18 protein-coding genes are annotated in these 17,613 nt (G+C 71.0%); 9 read left to right on the forward strand and 9 right to left on the reverse strand.

What is annotated here, in order from left to right; all coding sequences use genetic code 11:
• Window positions 1-242: 242 nt before the first annotated feature.
• Together ACY34J_RS02780 and ACY34J_RS02785 are read left to right on the forward strand one after the other, a co-directional pair.
• Window positions 243-1,835: a DEAD/DEAH box helicase gene (locus ACY34J_RS02780; protein WP_462724591.1), complete on the forward strand. Its 1,593-nt coding sequence runs from the start codon at window positions 243-245 to the stop codon at window positions 1,833-1,835.
• 117 nt (window positions 1,836-1,952) lie between these two features.
• Window positions 1,953-2,816 carry an alpha/beta fold hydrolase gene (locus ACY34J_RS02785; RefSeq protein ID WP_462724590.1) on the forward strand — a complete coding sequence of 288 codons (864 nt, stop codon included), beginning with the start codon at window positions 1,953-1,955 and terminating at the stop codon, window positions 2,814-2,816.
• Between the two features lie 33 nt (window positions 2,817-2,849).
• Here ACY34J_RS02785 and ACY34J_RS02790 read toward each other — a convergent pair whose 3' ends face one another.
• A complete protein-coding gene (locus ACY34J_RS02790) occupies window positions 2,850-3,839 on the reverse strand; it encodes an NYN domain-containing protein (protein ID WP_462724589.1) in 990 nt (329 codons plus the stop codon).
• Window positions 3,840-4,108: 269 nt separating this feature from the next.
• Here ACY34J_RS02790 and ACY34J_RS02795 point away from each other — a divergent pair, with 269 nt between their 5' ends.
• Window positions 4,109-4,261, forward strand: coding sequence for a hypothetical protein (locus ACY34J_RS02795; RefSeq protein WP_462724588.1), 153 nt, complete (start codon window positions 4,109-4,111; stop codon window positions 4,259-4,261).
• Between the two features lie 63 nt (window positions 4,262-4,324).
• Here the strand turns inward: ACY34J_RS02795 and ACY34J_RS02800 are convergent, their stop codons facing one another.
• From ACY34J_RS02800 to ACY34J_RS02810, 3 genes are all read right to left on the reverse strand, one after another.
• Window positions 4,325-4,930, reverse strand: a complete 606-nt coding sequence (locus tag ACY34J_RS02800) for a MarC family protein (protein ID WP_462724587.1) — start codon at window positions 4,928-4,930, stop codon at window positions 4,325-4,327.
• Between the two features lie 125 nt (window positions 4,931-5,055).
• A complete protein-coding gene (locus ACY34J_RS02805; RefSeq protein ID WP_462724586.1) occupies window positions 5,056-5,958 on the reverse strand; it encodes a PHP domain-containing protein in 903 nt (300 codons plus the stop codon).
• Between the two features lie 71 nt (window positions 5,959-6,029).
• On the reverse strand, window positions 6,030-6,668 hold the full coding sequence (locus ACY34J_RS02810; protein WP_462724585.1) for a DUF6758 family protein: 639 nt from the start codon (window positions 6,666-6,668) through the stop codon (window positions 6,030-6,032).
• 180 nt (window positions 6,669-6,848) lie between these two features.
• Between ACY34J_RS02810 and ACY34J_RS02815 the strand changes: the two genes are divergently transcribed.
• Window positions 6,849-8,108: an MFS transporter gene (locus ACY34J_RS02815; protein WP_462724584.1), complete on the forward strand. Its 1,260-nt coding sequence runs from the start codon at window positions 6,849-6,851 to the stop codon at window positions 8,106-8,108.
• 11 nt (window positions 8,109-8,119) lie between these two features.
• Here ACY34J_RS02815 and ACY34J_RS02820 read toward each other — a convergent pair whose 3' ends face one another.
• Complete coding sequence (locus ACY34J_RS02820; RefSeq protein WP_462724583.1) at window positions 8,120-8,719, reverse strand: suppressor of fused domain protein; 600 nt, start codon at window positions 8,717-8,719, stop codon at window positions 8,120-8,122.
• A gap of 481 nt (window positions 8,720-9,200) precedes the next feature.
• Between ACY34J_RS02820 and ACY34J_RS02825 the strand changes: the two genes are divergently transcribed.
• Window positions 9,201-10,304 carry a magnesium and cobalt transport protein CorA gene (locus ACY34J_RS02825; RefSeq protein WP_462724582.1) on the forward strand — a complete coding sequence of 368 codons (1,104 nt, stop codon included), beginning with the start codon at window positions 9,201-9,203 and terminating at the stop codon, window positions 10,302-10,304.
• A gap of 23 nt (window positions 10,305-10,327) precedes the next feature.
• Here ACY34J_RS02825 and ACY34J_RS02830 read toward each other — a convergent pair whose 3' ends face one another.
• Entirely contained in the window at window positions 10,328-11,320 is a 993-nt protein-coding gene (locus tag ACY34J_RS02830; RefSeq protein WP_462724581.1) for a DMT family transporter, read from the reverse strand.
• Window positions 11,321-11,461: 141 nt separating this feature from the next.
• Between ACY34J_RS02830 and ACY34J_RS02835 the strand changes: the two genes are divergently transcribed.
• The gene (locus ACY34J_RS02835) at window positions 11,462-11,986 is read left to right on the forward strand and encodes a hypothetical protein (protein WP_462724580.1); all 525 of its coding nucleotides are present in this window, start codon (window positions 11,462-11,464) and stop codon (window positions 11,984-11,986) included.
• Window positions 11,987-11,998: 12 nt separating this feature from the next.
• On the opposite strand, the gene ACY34J_RS02840 is transcribed toward ACY34J_RS02835, so the two are convergent.
• A complete protein-coding gene (locus ACY34J_RS02840; protein WP_462724579.1) occupies window positions 11,999-12,745 on the reverse strand; it encodes a hypothetical protein in 747 nt (248 codons plus the stop codon).
• Between the two features lie 203 nt (window positions 12,746-12,948).
• On the opposite strand from ACY34J_RS02840, the gene ACY34J_RS02845 reads away from it, so the two are divergent.
• The 3 genes from ACY34J_RS02845 to ACY34J_RS02855 all read left to right on the forward strand — a co-directional run bounded on the left by ACY34J_RS02845 (window position 12,949) and on the right by ACY34J_RS02855 (window position 16,069).
• Window positions 12,949-14,241, forward strand: a complete 1,293-nt coding sequence (locus tag ACY34J_RS02845; RefSeq protein ID WP_462724578.1) for a magnesium transporter MgtE N-terminal domain-containing protein — start codon at window positions 12,949-12,951, stop codon at window positions 14,239-14,241.
• A gap of 103 nt (window positions 14,242-14,344) precedes the next feature.
• Window positions 14,345-14,860, forward strand: coding sequence for a DUF1003 domain-containing protein (locus ACY34J_RS02850; protein ID WP_462724719.1), 516 nt, complete (start codon window positions 14,345-14,347; stop codon window positions 14,858-14,860).
• Between the two features lie 42 nt (window positions 14,861-14,902).
• Complete coding sequence (locus ACY34J_RS02855; RefSeq protein ID WP_462724577.1) at window positions 14,903-16,069, forward strand: Mrp/NBP35 family ATP-binding protein; 1,167 nt, start codon at window positions 14,903-14,905, stop codon at window positions 16,067-16,069.
• Window positions 16,070-16,159: 90 nt separating this feature from the next.
• Here the strand turns inward: ACY34J_RS02855 and ACY34J_RS02860 are convergent, their stop codons facing one another.
• Window positions 16,160-16,867, reverse strand: a complete 708-nt coding sequence (locus ACY34J_RS02860; protein WP_462724576.1) for a hypothetical protein — start codon at window positions 16,865-16,867, stop codon at window positions 16,160-16,162.
• A gap of 114 nt (window positions 16,868-16,981) precedes the next feature.
• Complete coding sequence (locus tag ACY34J_RS02865) at window positions 16,982-17,446, reverse strand: sec-independent translocase (protein ID WP_462724575.1); 465 nt, start codon at window positions 17,444-17,446, stop codon at window positions 16,982-16,984.
• Between the last annotated feature and the right edge of the window lie 167 nt (window positions 17,447-17,613).

The following is a 17,613-nucleotide window of genomic DNA, read 5'->3' on the forward strand; positions in this document are numbered from 1 at the left end:
ACCGCCGAGTGAGGGGCCCGCTCGCGGCGCGAGTGGATGTGCGAGAGCCAGTGGTCCTGCGCCAATGCGGCCGCCCACGGCCGATCGATTCCCGGCGCGGTACGACCCTCCTCGCCACCTTGTGCCGCGTCTCACAGAAGAGGCAGACAACCCTGACTACGTTTCGAGAACTCGGGATCCTTTCCGAGACAGCCGAGGCCCTTGAGGCCGTCGGCATCACCACCCCGTTCCCCATCCAGGAGATGACGCTCCCCGTCGCGCTCGCCGGCAGCGACGTCATCGGCCAGGCCAAGACCGGCACCGGCAAGACGCTCGGCTTCGGGCTGCCGCTGCTGGAGCGCGTGGTCGTCCCGGCGGACGTCGAGGCGGGCCGGGCCCGGCCCGAAGAGCTCGCCGACACCCCGCAGGCGCTTGTCGTCGTCCCCACCCGCGAGCTGTGCACGCAGGTCACCAACGATCTGCTGACCGCCGGCAAGGTGCGCAACGTCCGGGTGCTGTCGATCTACGGCGGCCGGGCCTACGAGCCCCAGGTCGACGCCCTGAAGAAGGGCGTCGAGGTGGTCGTCGGCACCCCGGGCCGGCTCCTCGACCTGGCCGGCCAGCGCAAGCTGGACCTGTCCCGGGTGAAGACACTGGTCCTGGACGAGGCCGACGAGATGCTCGACCTGGGCTTCCTGCCCGACGTCGAGAAGATCATCCAGCTGCTGCCGGCCAAGCGCCAGACGATGCTGTTCTCCGCGACCATGCCGGGCCAGGTCATCTCCCTCGCCCGGCGCTACATGTCGCAGCCCACACACATCCGCGCGACCGCGCCGGACGACGAGGGCGCGACCGTCGCCAACATCACCCAGCACGTCTTCCGGGCGCACTCGCTCGACAAGCCGGAGATGGTCGCGCGCATCCTGCAGGCCGAGGGCCGCGGGCTTGCGATGATCTTCGCCCGTACGAAGCGAACCGCTGCCGACGTCGCCGACCAGCTCTCGCGGCGCGGCTTCGCGGCGGGAGCGGTGCACGGTGACCTCGGCCAGGGGGCGCGCGAGCAGGCGCTGCGCGCCTTCCGCAACGGCAAGGTCGATGTGCTCGTGTGCACCGATGTCGCTGCCCGCGGCATCGACGTCGACGGTGTGACGCACGTCATCAACTACCAGTCGCCCGAGGACGAGAAGACCTACCTGCACCGCATCGGCCGCACCGGCCGCGCGGGCCGGTCGGGTACGGCCGTCACGCTGGTCGACTGGGACGACATCCCGCGCTGGAAGCTGATCAACAAGGCGCTTGACCTGCCGTTCGACGAGCCGGAGGAGACGTACTCCACCTCCCCGCACCTGTACGAGCAGCTGAACATCCCCGACGGCACGACCGGCGTCCTGCCGCGTGCCGAGCGGACGCGCGCCGGGCTCGCCGCCGAGGAGATCGAGGACCTCGGCGAGACCGGTGGCCGCAGCCGCCGCGGCGGGGGCCGGCGCTCGGCGGCCGAGGAGGAGCGTCCGAAGCGCACGCGTGCGCCGCGCCAGCGGCGCCGTATGCGGGGCGGCGTGCCCGTGGACGGCTCGGGGGCAGAGGCCGCCGTCGACACGGCTGAGTGCGGCGCGCCCGCCCCGGAGGCGGAGTCCGCCGAGGGGGGCGCCGGGCCGCGACGCCCGCGCCGCCGTCGGCGTACGCGCGCCGGTGTCCCGGCGGCCGCGACCGCTGAGGCGCAGGCCTCGTCGGGCGCTGACGCCGCCGCCGACGCTCCGGCAGCCGGGGCGGCCGCGGAGGCTACGGAGCGCAAGCCGCGCCGTCGCCGCCGCACTCGCAGCTCGGCGCCGAAGCCCGAGGCCACCGAAGAAAGCTGACCTCCGCCCGGACAGGCCCGCCCACCCTCCCCGCGAAGGGGCAGGTGGGCGGGCCTGGCAGCAGGCCGTTTTCCGCCTCTGGGGTGCCGCGGGAAGCGCGGCCGATAGCCTCTGCGCATGAGCAGGCCGCCCATCCTCACGCTGCCGCCGTGCGCTCGCGCGTACCGGCTCCAGACCGTGCGCGGTGACTTCGCCGTCCACGAAGCCCTACCGCCCGCCGGGAACCCCCAACGGGGCACCGCGCTCCTGGTTCCCGGGTTCACCGGGAGCAAGGAGGACTTCATCGCGCTGCTGGAGCCCCTCGCACAGGCCGGTTTCCGTACGGTCGCGGTCGACGGACGCGGGCAGCACGAGACGGGCGGGCCCGCAGACGAGAGCGCCTACGCCCAGGCAGAGCTGGCCCAAGACGTGCTGGCGCAGGCCTCCGCACTCGTCGACAGCGAGGGCGTCCACCTCCTCGGTCACTCACTCGGCGGGCTGATCACCCGTGCCGCTGTGATCCACGACCCCGCCCCCTTTCAGTCGTTCACGATCATGAGCTCAGGCCCGGCCGCGATCAACGAGACCCAGCAGGCCCGTACGAAGCTTCTGATCGACGCTCTCGGCGTCATGGACATGGAGGGCGTCTGGCAGTCGATGCGCGAACTGGACCCGCCGGAAGCCGCGGAGCCCACGACGCCGCCCGCCGTCGCCGCGTTCCTGCACCGCCGGTGGATGACCACCGTGCCCGAGCAGCTGGTGGCGACCGGCCGGCAGCTGATCTCGGAGCCGGACCGGGTGGCGGAGCTGGCCACCGTGCGGCTGCCCAAGCACGTGCTGTCCGGGGAGGCGGACCACGCCTGGCCGGTGCCGCTGATGGACCTCATGGCCATACGGCTGGGTGCCCACCGCACCGTCATCCCGGGCGCGGAGCACTCCCCCGGCGCCGAGCAGCCGCTGGCGACGGCTCGCGCGCTGGTCGACTTCTGGCTGAGCGTCTGACGCCCAGGCCCGCCCTGCGGCGCGCCGAGGGGCTCAGTACTGGGCCTGAAGGTGCTCCCAGAAGCCGTCTCGCAGGGCCCGCCGCAGATCGGCGTGGCCGCGCAGGGAGTGCCGGAGCAGTCCCTCAGCGGCGGTCAGCAGCTCCTGGTCGACCGAGCCGGGCAGCATCGGGTGGCTGGCCAGCAGCTCGGCTAGGGTGTCGCGGCCGCGTTCGGCCAGCCACTGGGCGGCGACGCGCGCACCGACGAAGCGCACATCGTCGCGGGCCGGGGCCGGGGCCGGGCAGGGCGCGGCCGGCGACGCGCCCGCCAGCCCTGTCGCGCCGGTCACGCCGGTGGCCCCTGCCACGCCGGAGGACTCATACCCGACGGGCCGCCGCGTCACATACGGCTTGCAGAAGTCGAGGTCGAAGGTGCGCTGGCTGTCGACCTCCCACAGCAGCGGATCGGCCTGGTTGCGGCCGACGACCGCCTCGATGCCCCACAGGTGCACCCGCGCCCCGTAGCTCTGCGCCGCCTCGACCGCCGAGACCAGGTCCTCGTCCCCGCCGATGAGGACCGCGTCACTGATCGCGCGATGCCGGGAGAGGGTCTCCAGGTCCGTACGGATGAGGGAGTCGACGCCCTTCTGCTGGTTGTTGGCGTTGAGGTTGCCGAGCCGGACCTTGACGTCGGGCAGCTCGGCGATCCGCTGCTGCTCGCTGGTGTGGATGCGACGGCGCGCACCGTCGTACCAGTAGATGCGCAGCAGCCGGCTGTCGGCCCCGAAGATCATGCGAGACTTGTCGATGAAAGCCGCGATCAGCCCCTCGGCGTCGAGGTCGAAGGCCCGGCGGTCCTCCGTTCCGGCGACCAGCCGCCCGACCGCCGCGTACACATAGCCCGCGTCCGCGAAGACCGCGTGGATGGAAGGCGTGGTGGACACCTTGGCCAGCACGCGCTCGAGCAGCTCGTTCGTGCGCGCGACGGCGTCGGCGACCGTGGCGGGGTCCAGATGGCGGCCCGAGGGCTGTGCGTCGTTCATACCGGCTTCATTGTCCGGGTGGCCGCAGCGAGGGCACAACCGGCCGCATGCCCCGCCACCGCCTCGCCGCACTCTTTAGCGACTCGAAAAATTTCCTTAGCGTAGGGAATCTTTGTCGGGGTACCCATTGTTGTCACATACAGAACGCGCGCCCCACAAGCTGCGCATTCCACTCTTAACGGTCGAGCAACGGCCCTGACCCAGCGCGGGATCACTCTGGACCCGCGGCAGCAGTTCTCCATCAGGAGGATCAGACGAAGGGAGAAGCCATGCGCTTCGAGATCATGCGCCTCGACGACATCGACGGCACCGCCGTGGACACCACTGTCGTAGACGCCGCCTCCGTCAACCGGATCGTGCAGCAGGCCGCCGAACTCGGCCAGCGCATCTACATCCGCCCGGCCGGCACCGCGGCCCGGTAACGCCCGCCCCCCGTAGGCCCGACAGCGCCCCCGTCCAGGCCTCGCGGGGGCGCTGTCGCGTTCTCACGCGCCGTGGATGAACTGGGTCACGCCCCCCGCGATCTGCTGCACGGCGATGGCGGAGAGCAGCATGCCGGACAGCCGGGTGACCAGCACCACACCACCGTCCTTGATCACGCGGATGATCAGCAGCGAGTAGCGCATGGTCAGCCACAGCACCACATGCATCGCCGCGATGGCCACCCACACCGACACATGCCCGCCGAAGCCGTGCGCGTTCTGCACCGCGAGGATCACGGTCACGATGGCCCCGGGCCCTGCCAGCAGCGGCATGCCGAGCGGCACAAGGGCGACATTGACGTCCTTGGCCTGGGTCGGCTCGTCGCTCTTGCCGGTCAGCAGGCCCAGCGCGATGAGCAGGAGCAGCAGCCCGCCCGCCACCATCAGGGCCGGTACGGAGACATGCAGACAGTCGAGGATCTGCCGGCCGCAGATCCCGAAGACGGTGATCACGCCGAAGGCGACAAGCACCGCCTGCAGGGCCATCCGGCGCTGGACCCTGGCCGCCCGGCCCGAGGTGAGTGCGAGGAAGACCGGCGTGATGCCGGGCGGATCCATGATGACAAAAAGCGTGACAAAGACGGACCCGAAGACAGCGAAGTCGAACACGTGACTGGCCTTGCAGAAAGCGGGATCAAAACGGGGGCAGAGAGGGCGCAAGCAGTCAGCGGCCGCACGACGGATCATCGTGCCCGGGCCGCGACAGCGGGCGAACTCCGCGGGGCTTGAAGGACTCAGCCGCCCGTGCCGGGAACGGGGAAGGCGCCGGTCGCGCGGCGCACGATCTCCCCGTAGACCTCCGGGTCGGTCGTGTACTCCCCGAGCCGGCAGGTCTTGCGACTGCCGTGGTAGTCGCTGGAGCCGGTGGCCAGCAGACCCAGGTCGGCGGCCAGGCCGCGCAGCCGCGCCCGCGTGGCACGGTCGTGGTCCATGTGGTCGACCTCGATGCCGTCGAGTCCGGCTGCGGCCAGCTCGGCGATGACGCTCTCCGGCACGCACTGGCCGCGCTTGACCGCCAGCGGATGCGCGAAGACGGTGACCCCGCCGGCGGCCTTGACCAGGCGGATCGCCTCAAAGGGGTCCAGCTCGTGCTTCTCGACGTACGCGCGGCCTCCGGTGGCGAGCCAGTCCGGGGTGAATGCGTCGGAGACGCTGTCGACGACGCCCAGCTCCACGAGGGCGGTGGCCACATGCGGCCGTCCGACAGCCCCGTCCCCGGCGATCTCCGCCACCCGCTCCCAGGTGACCGGCACGCCCAGCTCCTGCAGCTTGGCGACCATGGCCTGGGCCCGCGGTACGCGGTCGTCGCGTACGAGCTCACGCTCGCGGGCCAGCTCGGGCTCCTCCGGGTCGAAGAGGTACGCCAGCATGTGCAGGCTCACCCCCTCCTGGCCGGGAGCCGGCGAGGTGGAGTCGCCGTCGGCGGAGCGGGGAGCCAGACGGCAGGAGAGTTCGGCGCCGGTGACGAGGGTCAGCTGCGGCGGCAGAGCGGCGATGGCCTCGGCGTGGCCGCCGACGGTGTCGTGGTCGGTCAGCGCGACGACATCGAGGCCGGCCGCGGCGGCATGCCGCACCAGTTCGGCCGGGGTGTCCGTACCGTCCGACGCAGTGGAGTGGGTGTGCAGATCGATGCGCACGGCACAAGCTCCAAGCTGCGATCGGCGGGCGGGGGACGCTTCAGTCTATCCGGACCGCCAGGGGGCTCCGGTCACGTCAGGATGCGGGGAGACAGCGCCCCGATCGGCAGCAGATCCATCTCGGCCCCCGCGTTGCGCAGATCGGTGAGCACCAGTTCGTCGTACAGCAACAGCCCGGACTGCTCGGGCCAGACGACGGCCCACAGCCACAACCCGCACGCCTCACCGGCGAAGACCGCGCGGTCCTCGGGCGTTCCCGTGACCAGCCACAGCGGCGTCGGACGGCCGGCGGCGAGGACCTTGACCGGGGGCGGCTGGTCGACACGCATCTGCGGGCCCGGATCCGGGCCCGGGATTCCGGCATAGCGGGCACCGAGCCCGACGCCCAGTTCCTCCGCGATGAGCAGCAACTCCCCCATGCCGCCCAGGGGTCCCGGCCCGGAGCACGCCACCGCGGTCGCCCGGCCGCCGCTACGGTCGTCACCCGCGTACGCGGCCCCCGTGAACAGCCAGCCCACCGGCAGCGGCCACGGCATCCACACCGGTACCTCGGCCCGGTTCACAACGACGCCGAGCGCTTCGACGCTCGGCGGGAGTACCGGCTGCAGTGGGTGCACGACACCATGCACGTCGCACTGCCAGGAGTCGGCGAAGAGACCGGGTGCCCGCACCCGGCCACCACACTTCGGGCAACTGGGTTCGCCCCTCATAGGCTCCAACGGTCCTCCCCGGCCGTCACCTCGTCAAGGACGATCACCCGTCCGGATGCCCTGTGCACAACCGGATGCCCTGTGCACAATTAGATGCATCTTGCATTAGTTAGATCCTCTAACTTACTATGTGCGTGAGGCAACCATCTCTCTGACGGCGAGCGGCAGAAAGGACGTGGCATGCACAACAGTGCACGCGGAGGGGACGGCAAGGACCCCTTCGGCGAAGGCAGCGGCGGCATCCTGCGCCAGCCCAAGGCCGTCTGGGCCACGGCCGGTGCGGCCGTCGTCGCCTTCATGGGCATCGGCCTGGTCGACCCGATCCTGCCGTCGATCGCGCGGGGCCTGGCGGCCACGCGCAGCCAGGTCTCGCTGCTGTTCACCTCGTACTTCCTGATCACTGCTTTCGCGATGCTCGTGACCGGCTTCGTCTCCAGCCGCATCGGCGGCCGCAAGACGCTGCTGGCCGGCCTCGCGCTCGTTGTCGTCTTCGCCGGGCTGTCCGGCACCTCGCACTCCGTCGGCGAGCTGGTCGGCTTCCGGGCCGGCTGGGGGCTGGGCAACGCGCTGTTCGTCTCCACCTCGCTGGCGGTCATCGTGGGCGCGGCTGCCGGCGGAAGCGCAGCGGCGATCCTGTTGTACGAGTCGGCGCTCGGCCTCGGCATGGCCTGCGGACCGCTGCTCGGCGCCCTGCTCGGCGACATGAAGTGGCGCTACCCCTTCTTCGGCACCGCCGCGCTGATGGCCATCGGGTTCATCGCCATCACGGCCTTCCTCAAGGAACAGCCGAAGCCCGCCCGCAGGACCTCGCTGCTGGATCCGGTCAAGGCCCTCGGCCACAGCGGGCTCGCCACCACCGCCGCCTCCGCCTTCTGCTACAACTACGCGTTCTTCACCGTGCTGGCCTTCACGCCCTTCGTGCTGAACATGTCCCCGTACCGGTCAGGCGCGGTCTTCTTCGCCTGGGGCGTGCTGCTGGCGGTCTTCTCGGTGCTCCTCGCGCCCCGGCTCCAGGAGCGCTTCGGCTCGCTGAAGGTGCTGGGCGGCTCGCTGGTGCTGCTCGCCGTGGATCTGCTGGTGCTGGGCTACGGCAACCACACCACCGCCATGGTGTGCACGATCCTCTCCGGCGCCCTTATCGGAGTGAACAACACCGTGTACACGGAGCTCGCGCTCGGCGTCTCGGACGCGCCGCGGCCAGTGGCCAGCGCGGGCTACAACTTCGTCCGGTGGTTCGCCGCCGCGGCCGCCCCGTATCTCGCTCCGAAGATCGAGGAGTGGACCGACGTCCGCATCCCCTTCGTGGTCGCGGCGATCGCGGCCGTCGTGGGCGCCCTCATCGTCTGGGCCCGGCGCGGGGCGCTCACCCTGGAGGCCGAGAAGCTGCCCCCCGAGCACGGCGAGAGCGCGGCGGCCACCGCCGCTGTCCGGAGCGCCTGACCGGCTCGGTCTCAGTCCCCGAGCGGGACGCCGGCGCGCAGCGGATCGCGCAGGTCCGTGCCGTGCGTCAGCCATCGCTCCTGCAGCGCACCCGCCCCATGGACCCGCTTCCAAGCCGCCTCGTTCGGCGTCATCGGCAGCAGCGGCAGGAACCGCACCGGGTCCATGGGCGGGTCCAGCTCCAGATCCGGTACGAGTCCGCCGGGCTCGGCCACCAGCACGGAGCTGAAGGACGCCCCGGGCCACAGCGGCTCCCCGAGGTCCAGCGACGCGCCCGGCGCCACCACGACCCCCTCGACCTGCGGTGACGCGGCCAGCACGGCAAGCGGCCGGAGCACCTTGTCGGTATCGGCGCGTCCCGCCCGTACGGACAGCACCAGCTCGGCTCTCGGGCCGCGTACGGGGTCGGCGACCACTGCCGTCGGGTCCGTCATCGGCTGCGCGGACATGCCAAGCGTGGCGTAGCGGACGACGTCGCTGCCTTGGGTCTCGTCCGGAAAACGCAGCACTTCAATGCGGTCCGCGCCGAGGAAGGTCACCCCGGCCCGCGCGTCCGGCTCACCGAGGGCCGTACGAAGCCGGGCTTCGACCAGCGCGAGAAGGTCTGACATGCCGTGAGCATAGAACGCGTATGCAACAGGCAAAGGAGGGACTTGACACAACAGGCAGCTGATAGTCTTGGCGGCTGGTCCGGGCAGCACGAAGCGGCACCGCTCATCAGCCCGGCTCGTCAGTCGCGCGGTGCATGTCGCGATCGGTAATTCCCCCACGGGGGACCGGCCGGAGGAGGTGGGACTGCGGTGGATCCGAGTCGACCGTGCAATACCAGCTGCTCTTCCGCGCCGCGCCCGTTTCTCGCAGTCTGAGGCCCGGAGCCTCCCAGCCTCAGCTGGGTGGTACCCCGCAACTCGGTGACGAAACTCACGAGTTTCCTGGCGCATCCCGGAAGAGCGACCTCGTTTCGCCCTGATCCGAAACGCCGTCACCGCGGTGCGGTGGCACAGCATGCCGCATGAATGTAAGTCCCTTGCATTCCCATGTGCGGCAGTTGTGTATCCCGCCGCCGACGGCCGGCCCGCTGAGGAGCCTGCCATGTCGATGATCCGTGACCTGCGAGCAGCCGTACGCCCCGCCCTGCGCGGGGGCCCCTCGGGGTATGGCACCGCCGTCGACTCGACGGCGGCCAGCTCCGTCGTGGACTGCGCCGTCTACCTTGACGGCCGCCGCGAGCGGGAGCACCTCTCCCCGAGCGAGGCCATGGCCAGGGTGCGCTCGACCGGTGGCTTCGCCTGGATCGGTCTGCATGAGCCCAGCGAGCAGGAATTCGCCGGTATCGCCCAGGAGTTCGGGCTGCACCCGCTCGCGGTCGAGGACGCGGTCCATGCGCACCAGCGGCCCAAGCTGGAGCGCTACGACGACACGCTCTTCACGGTGTTCAAGACCATCCACTACGTCGAGCACGCCGAACTCACCGCGACCAGCGAGGTGGTGGAGACCGGTGAGGTGATGTGCTTCACGGGCCGGGACTTCATCATCACCGTCCGGCACGGCGGCCAGGGCTCGCTGCGGGCGCTGCGGCACCGGCTGGAGGACGACCCGGAGCTGCTCGCCAAGGGCCCGTCGGCCGTGCTGCACGCGATCGCCGACCAGGTCGTCGACGGCTACATCGCCGTCGCCGATGCCGTCCAGGACGACATCGACGAGGTGGAGATCGAGGTCTTCAGCTCCGGATCGGGCGGCGGCAGCACACGGGGCGGCGACGCGGGGCGGATCTACCAGCTCAAGCGGGAGGTGCTGGAGTTCAAGCGGGCCGTCTCCCCCCTGCTGCGGCCGATGCAGCTGCTGTCGGAGCGCCCGATGCGGCTGGTCGACCCGGACATCCAGAAGTACTTCCGGGATGTCGCCGACCATCTGGCCCGGGTCAATGAGCAGGTCGTCTCCTTCGACGAACTGCTGAACTCGATCCTTCAGGCCAATCTCGCGCAGGCGACGGTCGCGCAGAACGAGGACATGCGCAAGATCACGGCATGGGCGGCGATCATCGCGGTGCCGACCATGATCTGCGGGGTGTACGGCATGAACTTCACATACATGCCAGAGCTGCACTGGAAGTACGGCTATCCGCTGGTGATGGCCGTGATCGTCGGGATCTGCGCCTCGATCCACCGCGGTTTCAAGCGCAACGGCTGGCTCTGAGGGGCCGGCCACGGCCCCTCGGCTCAGCCCGCCGGACTGAGCCCGTCTCGCTCAGCCCGCCCCCGCCGGTCACCCATGATGACGAGCGCCAGTCCCGCGAGGATCACCGCGAGCGCTGGGTAGGCGGCCGGCGGCGGGGTCTGGCCCAGCCACAGCGCCGCGATCAGGGCCGCTCCCGGCGTCTCCAGCAGGATCGCGGTGGAGGTGACCGCCGGGCCCAGGCCCCGTACCACCCGGTTGATCAGTGAGTGCCCGAGCAGCTGGGCGGAGACGGTCAGCAGCGCCAGCTTCAGCCAGGTCTCGCCGTCGTACCCGGCGAGCGCCGAGCCCGAGACCAGGCAGGTGAGCAACAGCAGCACGGCGGTGGTGGCATAGCAGAGGTACGTGTACGCGGTCGTGCTCACCGCGCGCCGCACTTCGGCGCCGATCAGCACATACCCGGCCGCGGCCATGCCGCCCGCCAGCGCGAGCGCGTCGCCCAGCAGCGCCCGCGGCGACAGCGACAGATCCACGCCGGTGAGCACGACGACGCCGAGGAACGCGACGGCCGTCCCCGCCCAGACCAGCGCCGGGGGCCGGTGCCCGCGCAGCCGCAGCAGCAGGGTCGTCCAGATCGGAGTGGTGGTGACGAGCGCGGTGGAGGAGGCCACGGATGTCATGTGCAGGCTGGGCAGCCAGAGCGCGAAGTGCAGCGCGAGCAGCGCGCCGGCCGCGACCGACAGCAGCACCGCACGGCGGCCCATGCCCAGCAGCTCGGCGCGGTGCCGTACGAGGGCGACGGGCGAGAGCGCGCCGACCGCCATCGCGTTGCGCCAGAAGGCGATGGCGAGCGCGGGGGCGGCGGTGGCGGCGATGAGGGGTGCGGAGAGGGAGATGCCGGAGATCGCGACAGCGAGGAGGAAGAAGTCCAGGCGCGGGTGTGCACCGAGGCCCCCCGCGTGGAGCGCGGTCGCGCCTGCGGAGGGCGCGTGAGCCGCGCGGGGCTGGGCCGGGGGCGTGGGCACGGGGCTCCTCATGAGGCGTTCGAGACGTACCCGCCCATCGTAAGGTCCGTGCACCGGCCATGTACCTGCCCATCCGCGGGGCAGCCGGGAGCCGGCCTCACTGGTGAAGGACCGGCGCTGAGCGGCCCTGCCGGCGAGGCATAAGCTGAGCGCATGACACAGACCCCCGCCCTGATGGACCGCGCCCTGATCGAGGAGGCCACGAAGAGGTCCGGCCTCATCTGGGTCCAGGGCAGCACCGGCCCGGCGCGCGCCCTGTGGCATGTGTGGCACGACGGTGCCGCCTGCATCGTCGGCGACGGGACGGGCGAGCAGCCGATTTCCGACCTCGGGCTGGCCGACGGGGGAACCGCCACCGTCACCGTACGGAGCAAGGACAAGGGCGGCCGGCTCGTCACCTGGCAGGCGCGCGTCGCCCAGCTCGCGCCGGGCAGCGAGGCCTGGCAGGCCGCCGTCGCCGAGCTCAAGGCGAAGCGGCTCAACGCGCCCGATGCCGAGCAGATCACCGAGCGCTGGGCGCGCGAGTGCCGCGTGCTGCGGCTGGAGCCGGTCGGTACCACCGGCGAGCTTCCGGACGGCTCGCTGGCCACAGCTCCGCTGCCGAGCCCGGCCGTTACCCGCCGTCCGATCCCGGCGGCGCTGCCGAAGCTGCTGGGCCGCGGCCGCAAGCGGGCGTAGCCCCCAGGGCCGTCAGCCCGCTGTCGTGATCTGTCGGCCGTAGTCGACGATCTGGTCGCTGTCCGGGGTCTTCAGCGCGAAGTCCTTGTTCCAGTCCGCGAGTTGGACGACGCCGGCGTCCCCGGCTCGCTGCATTCGCAGCGGATACGGCGTGCCCTCCAGCGAGACGTCCAGGGTCCCGCCGGCGCCCCCGCCGGCGGTGAGCTGGATCGTACGGGTGCCGCCGACCGTGCCGCGCGCCCCCTTGGCCAGCTTGCCGTGCAGCCCGAGCAGCCAGTCGAGCAGCACGTCTTTGTACGTGAAGCCGCTGAACTGCTTGTACGCGCGGTCGCCGCTCGGCACCCGGACGTACTTGCCCTCCAGCTTGCCGGCCGCTGCCGCACCCGCTTCGGAGCTGCTCCCCTCCTGACGCTTCCAGAAGTCGGCCTGGGCCTTCACATACAGGTCGTTCTTGACGCGCAGCAGCTCGAAAGTGGCGTCCTTGCTGGTGACTCGGCCGGTCCCGCCGTCCTTCTTCAGCCGCAGGTCGAGTTTGTACGTACGCCCCTTGCTGACGAGGCTGCCCGACAGCCGTACCGCGCCGGCCCCGTCGACGGCCCTGCGCACCTTGCTCTCGATCTTCTGGGGGGAGAACTTTCCTATGCCGTTGGTCCCGGCGTCGGGGTCGTCCTGGCCCGCGCATCCCACCAGTGCCGCGGCCAGACCCGCGCACACCACTCCGACGAGCGCCGCGTTCCGTGCGCGGTGGAATGCACTCACGTCTGCTCTGCCTCCTGGATGCCGTTGACCTGGACAGCAGTACGGCAGCGTACCTGTGCCGTCCAGGGCGGTTGGACGGCAGGCGTAACCGGACCGCGCGGACGGACGCCGCACGGATGCCGCCACCGCAGCGCCCCCGGCCCCGGCACGTTAGCCTGAATCCGTTATCACCCTGTTTGCCCTGCTCGAAGGAGGCGCGCGACATGCCGTCAGGCGCTTCCCGGGTGTTCGTCTCGCACCTCGCCGGCGTCCCGGTGTTCGACCCCAACGGTGACCAGGTGGGCCGTGTCCGCGATCTGGTGGCGATGCTGCGCGTGGGCCGCCAGCCGCCGCGGGTGCTCGGGCTGGTCGTCGAAGTGGTCAGCCGCCGCCGGATCTTCGTCCCCATGACGCGGGTGACCGGTGTCCAGTCCGGACAGGTCATCACCACCGGTGTGGTCAACATGCGCCGCTTTGAGCAGCGCCCCGCCGAGACGCTGGTGCTCGGCGAGCTGCTGGACCGGCGTGTGCGCCTGGTGGAGACCGGCGAGGAGGTCACGGTCCTCGATGTGTCGATGGCGCAGCTGCCCGGCCGGCGCGACTGGGAGATCGACAAGGTGTTCGTACGGCGCGGCAAGGGCGGTCGGCTGCGCCGGCGCGGCGAGACCCTGACCGTGGACTGGTCCGCGGTCACCGGCTTCTCGGTCGAGGAACAGGGACAGGGCGCGGCCAACCTTCTGGCCACCTTCGAGCAGCTGCGCCCCGCCGATCTGGCGAACGTCCTGCACAACCTCTCCGCCAAGCGCCGCCTCGAGGTCGCCTCGGCGCTCGACGACGACCGGCTCGCCGACGTCCTGGAGGAGCTGCCCGAGGACGACCAGGTGGAGATCCTCGGCAAGCTGAAGGACGAGCGGGCCGCCGACGTCCTGGAGGCCATGGACCCGGACGACGCCGCCGACCTGCTCTCCGAGCTGCCGGAGGACGACAAGGAGCGGCTGTTGACCCTGATGCAGCCGCAGGAGGCCGCCCCGGTGCGACGGCTGCTGACGTATGAGGAGCGGACCGCCGGCGGCATCATGACCACCGAGCCGATCGTCCTCCGGCCGGACGCCACGGTCGCCGACGCCCTCGCGCGCGTGCGCGACCCGGACCTCTCCCCCGCGCTTGCCGCCCAGGTGTACGTGTGCCGGCCGCCGGACGAGACGCCCACGGGCCAGTTCCTGGGGACGGTGCACTTCCAGCGGCTGCTGCGTGATCCGCCGTTCGCCCTCGTCGGAGCCATCGTGGACACCGACCTGCAGCCCCTGCCGCCGGACGCCCCGCTGCACACGCTGACCAGCTACCTGGCCACCTACAACATGGTCGCAGCGCCGGTTGTCGACGCGGGCGGGCATCTGCTGGGGGCAGTGACGGTGGACGACGTGCTGGACCATCTGCTGCCCGGGGACTGGCGGGAATCCGCCGCCCACGACGTCTCCGGCCTGAGCGTCCCCTGGGAGGCCGCCCGTGCCCGCTGAGCGCAGAGGCCCGGACCGCGCGGATCAGCGTGCGGAACGCCTCGAACGCAGGGACCGCAGGGACAGGGACCGCGCGGAGCAGCGCATCGAGCGCATCGACCGGATGGAACGGGTGGAGCGCACCCGTCGGCTGGACCTTCCCCAGGTGCGCCGGCGCAGCTTCTTCCCGGAGTACGACCCCGAGGCCTTCGGCCGCCTCTCCGAGCACATCGCCCGCTTCATCGGCACGGGCCGCTTCATCGTCTGGATGACCGTCGTCATCACCGCGTGGGTGCTGTGGAACACCGCGGGGCCGAACAACCTCCGCTTCGACGAGTTCCCGTTCATCTTCCTGACCCTGGTGCTGTCGGTGCAGGCCTCCTACGCCGCGCCGCTGATCCTGCTCGCCCAGAACCGCCAGGCCGACCGCGACCGCGTCAGCGTCGAACAGGACCGCCAGCGGAACGAGCGCAGCATCGCCGACACCGAGTACCTCACCCGTGAGATCGCCGCCCTGCGGATGGGCCTGGGTGAGGTGGCCACCCGGGACTGGATCCGCTCCGAGCTGGTGGATCTGGTCAAGGCGCTGGACGAACGACGCAGCCGGGTCCCTGCCGAAGGTGACGAACGCGACCGCTGAGACACTTCCCGCGGTGTCGGTTGGGCGCCGTACCATCGGTGCATGGCTACTGACACGTCCGCCGTCGACAACGCCGGCCCCGCCGAGGAGGCGGTGCGCGCCGCGCTCGCGACGGTCAACGACCCGGAGATCCACCGTCCCATCACCGACCTGGGGATGGTCAAATCCGTGGAGATCGCGGCAGACGGCGCTGTGGCGGTCGCTGTCTATCTGACGGTGTCCGGTTGCCCGCTGCGGGAGACCATCACCCGGACGGTGACCGAGGCGGTCGCCAAGGTCCCCGGCGTGACGCGGGTCAGCGTCGAGCTGGATGTGATGAGCGACGAGCAGCGGCGCGAGCTGGCGGCTTCGCTGCGCGGCGGGCAGGCCGAGCGCGAGGTACCGTTCGCCAAGCCCGGCTCGCTGACCCGGGTGTACGCGGTGGCGTCCGGCAAGGGCGGCGTCGGCAAGTCCTCGGTGACGGTCAACCTGGCCGCCGCCATGGCAGCGGACGGGCTGAAGGTCGGCGTCGTGGACGCGGACATCTACGGCCACTCCGTGCCGCGCATGCTGGGCGTGGACGGCCGGCCCACCCAGGTCGAGAACATGATCATGCCGCCGTCGGCGAACGGCGTGAGCGTGATCTCCATCGGCATGTTCACCCCGGGCAACACGCCGGTGGTCTGGCGCGGTCCGATGCTGCACCGAGCGCTGCAGCAGTTCCTCGCCGACGTCTGGTGGGGCGATCTGGACGTGCTGCTGCTGGACCTGCCGCCGGGCACCGGAGACATCGCGATCTCCGTGGCGCAGCTGGTGCCGAACGCCGAGATCCTGGTGGTGACCACGCCACAGCAGGCCGCCGCCGAGGTGGCGGAGCGGGCCGGCTCGATCGCCGTCCAGACCCACCAGAAGATCGTCGGCGTCGTCGAGAACATGTCCGGGATGCCCTGCCCGCACTGCGACGGGATGGTGGACGTGTTCGGCACGGGCGGCGGCCAGCGGGTCGCCGAGGGCCTGAGCAGGACGACGGGCACGAATGTCCCGGTACTGGGCGCCATCCCGATCGACGTCCGGCTGCGGGAAGGCAGCGACGAAGGCAAGCCGGTCGTCGTCACCGATCCCGACTCCCCGGCCGGCAGCGCACTGCGGGCGATCGCGGACAAGCTCGGCGGGCGGCCGCGCGGCCTGTCCGGCATGTCGCTGGGGCTCACCCCGCGCAACAAGTTCTAAGCCCTGAGCGGGCGTTCTGCGGCACAGCTCACAAGTCGGGCCCGGGTCCAAGTGGACCTGGGCCCGGCTCACAGTCCGCGGTACCCCGGGTCAGCTCTCGTCGATGCTCTCGTCGACGTACTCGGCGAAGTCCTTGATCACTGAGAAGCCCAGGCCGTAGGCGCTGATCCCGCGCCCGTACGCCCCCAGGTGCACCCCATGGTGGCCCGAGCCGGCGAGCACCCAGCCGTACTCGGACTCGCGGTAGTGGAACGGCGTGGGCACGCCGTCCACCGGCAGCGTCAGCATCGTCCAGTCCGGTCCGGACAGATCGTCAGCCAGATCCCACGCGATCGCCGTCTGCTGCTCCAGCCAGTCGTCGCGCAGCGTCAACTCCATCTGTGTGGGCCAGGTGCAGGAGAGCAGGCCCGAGCCGGCCAGCCAGGCCGCCGACGACACCGAGGTGGCCTCCAGGACGCCCGTACCGTCCGCGCTGCGCCGTACCGGGCGGCTGGCGACGGTGACGACGACCGCGAAGCGCTGCTGATGCTGCCCGGACTCCATCCGTAGCGAGGGCTCCTCGCCGTGTCCGGTCGCGCCGTGCTCCACGATGCCGTCGGCGGCGCAACCCACCTGCATCAGCCAGCGCGGCCCGGTGAAGGCCTCATCCAGCCCGTACCAGGGGAAGTTCGCCCGTCTATAGTCGTCGACCGCCTGGCCGGAGGCCGAGTCCTCCGCTGCTGTTCCGGCCTCCACGTCATCAGACGTCCTGAGCGCACTGGGCGTTTCCTGCGCCCCTACCCGACTCGTCGTCTCCATGTGCGTGGTGCCTCCTCGTTGCCCCGTCGTCTTGGAGGACCCGCCCCCGGACGACCTCACCCTGGACACTTGGAGGATAGCCACACTGGTCGGTCCAGTCGGACATACTGAGGATCATGTGGCGTCGGCGTCGAAGGGCGGATGCTCGCCCGGGCCGGTCTGATCATGCTTACGGAGCAGATCGGAGCCGCCGGAACCGGCCTCGGTGGACTTGCTCAGAGTGACGCTCGAGGAGGTGCCGCCGGACGCGTCGTCGCGGTGGTGCACCGCGTCGGCGACCTCGGACATCTCCTTGCGGAGATCGAAGCCGTTGCGGATCTCCTGCAGCCCCAGCTCGTCGTTGTTCATGAGCTGCTTGCGCACGAACGTCCTGGGGTTGAGGTCCTCGAACTCGAAGTCCTTGAATTCCGGGCCGAGCTCGGAGCGGATGTCGGCCTTGGCGCTGTCGGAGAATTCGCGGATCTTGCGGATGAACCGCGAGACATCCTGCACGACCTTCGGCAGCTTGTCGGGGCCGAAGACGAGTACCGCAAGGATCACGAGCGCGACCAGCTCGAGTGCGCCTATGTCATTGAACACCTTGCAGCTCCTTGAGATGTCCACGCCCCGCAGGTCGGATGGCGTCTTCCCGCCGAAGGAGGGGACGGGTCGGGGCCCGGTCCACGGTACCTGCCGGCGCGGCGTGGACGGTACCGCGAGGGGATCCGGGCGGGGCCAGGGACGCCCCGCCACAGGATTTCATCGGC

The sequence above is a fragment of the Streptomyces sp. HSS9-12 genome, from assembly GCF_054963655.1.